This is a genomic window from Haloferula sp., assembly GCF_049672945.1.
GTDB lineage: Bacteria > Verrucomicrobiota > Verrucomicrobiia > Verrucomicrobiales > Akkermansiaceae > Haloferula.
In genome coordinates this window covers 1-2,068 of record NZ_JBATWY010000069.1, presented here as the reverse complement: position 1 = coordinate 2,068, position 2,068 = coordinate 1, and the positions used below count along the sequence as shown (strand labels likewise).

The window sequence follows — 2,068 nt, the reverse complement described above, 5'->3', positions numbered from 1 at the left end:
GCGATGTTGATGCCGAGGGCGTGGCCATCGTCATCGACGAGTGCTGTGCCCATCTGCCATGGAGCGAGCGGCGCGTCGTGCACCCAGGTTTCCGGGAACCCGGAGCGGCGGAGATTGGGCAGGCCCTGGAAGGTGGGGACTTCTGAAAGCTTGCCCTCAGTGAGGCCGGGAGCGCGAAGACGGGCAGCACCGAGTTTTACTTTCAGATCGAGCGATTCATCACCCCGCTTGATGGCCAGTGAAACCTGATCGCCGACCTTGTGCTGGCTCAGAAGCTCACGAAGCGCGGCGCGGTGGGGTAGTGGTTTTCCATCAAGGGTTTCCAAGAGATCGCCAACCTGCGCTCCAGCCGCTGCGGCTGGGCTCTTGTCGAGTAAACGGACGATGCGTGGCTGCATTTTTGTCTGTTCCAGCAGGATTCCGAGCGAGGTAACCTGCTCAGCACTCCAGTAAACGGGTGGTGACATCGGGTGCGTGGGAAGCGTGTGGCTCATGGTGCCGTGCAGCAGCATGCGCTTGTTAGGTTCGCAGGGGGTGATCACCGGAGCGTGGACGATACTGCCGGGAATCGGCGGCGTGTCGCTCCACGGAATGACTTCGAGACCGTCCTTGGCCACCGCGAGCAAGGCGAGATCCGTGGTCTCATCGGTGGCGAGCAGGGCGACGGGAAGATCCTCGTCACCGATTCGAGTTGTGAGTTTGTTGCCAAGATCAGACGCCTTGCTGAGAAGCAAGCCCGATGAGTCGATGACGACGGCGTGAGTTCCGCCGGTGTCATCGGTGTCCCCGTTGACGATTGGCACCAGCCAAGCGGGGGTGGCAATATCGGCGGGAGCTTCGATGGCGCTTGCGCTCGAGGCGGGACCGGCTTCGGTGAGAAGCTCCATGGCTTCCGGGCAGTCTCGCAGGGCGTCGTCGAGCGCGAGCCATGAAATGCTCTGTGTCTCCTCATCGAAGGAAGTGGTGAGGGCAACGAGATTTCCGGTGAAGTCGAAAAGCGGATGTCCTCCTCGGGTCAGTGCGAGATCGAGGAGATACGGGTCGGCCTTTTGATCCTCTTCGCTGGTTTCATCTTCGTCGGTCGCCTCTTTTTCATCGTCAGGTTTCGGAGTGCGGGCGAGGTGGATTTGGACTGGCTCATCTTCCAGCAGGGAAAGGGGTACGCTCGCCGAGAGGAAGGGTGGTGAGGGCTCTGCATCGTCTGGAAACTTGAGAGCCTTTAGTCCGGGGCCGACCGGTTCGGGCAGCTTGAGAATTTCAAAGGTGGCGTCGTCCGCGTTTTCGAGCGTCTCGGCAGGGATAATGCGGCCATCGTCTAGGAGAATGAGATAATCGGCAGGCTGCTCATCGACGGGTGAGATCTTTGGTGTGAGGACAAGGTCGCCCTCGCCGAGTAGCACGCCGGATCGGAGTATTTCGCGTCCGACGCGACCGACCAGCACCACATGTTCCCGGACCGCCTGCATCGATTCCGGCGGAATGGAAGCGGCGAAGGATTGGCTCAGGGTGAGGATGGCGATGGCGAAGATGCGGATCATGGATTACCAGACGGGTTCGAGCGATTCGGCGGGCACGAAGTAAACCTCGTCGCCGAGCTGAAGTTGGAGGTGGGTGGCCTCAGCTTCAGCGGGAAGTGGGGCGATGATTTCGCCAGACCTCAGTGGCGCGCGTTCCTGGGCGAAGCGTCCGGGAGCGACTTCAAGTACGACTTCCTGGACGGCGACCATGTAGCGGCCGGGGGCGTAGGCAAGCGAGTGGCGCAGGAACGCCGAACTGATGGCGACGGCCGCCACCAAGAAGGCGGTGATCGCCGGCCAGCGTGGAAAGCGTTTTATTAGAATGCGCACGGCAATGAGGAGAAATCCGACGATCCAAGCGGCTGCCGCAATGATTGCGATCTGGTCGGGCCGCAGCTTAAGGTAGCGCGAACCCGGAGCGGCGGGGTCGCCGATTCGCTCGCGAATTTCCGCCATCAGGTTGCGGGCCTCGGGGTAGAAGGGGTCGAGCAGCAGCAGGTGATGGCAGACGGCGCGGGCACGGTGAGGCTGATTGTCTTTCATTAACTCAC

Annotated in this window: 2 protein-coding genes; both read right to left on the bottom strand. The window is 61.3% G+C overall.

Going from position 1 to position 2,068, the window contains the following annotated elements; genetic code table 11:
- Positions 1 to 1,538: PDZ domain-containing protein (locus WBG04_RS05810; protein WP_424313437.1), on the bottom strand; the 1,538-nt coding region annotated here is incomplete at its 3' end.
- A gap of 3 nt (positions 1,539 to 1,541) precedes the next feature.
- A partial coding sequence (locus WBG04_RS05805) for a hypothetical protein (protein WP_424313436.1) occupies positions 1,542 to 2,068 on the bottom strand: 527 nt, incomplete at its 5' end.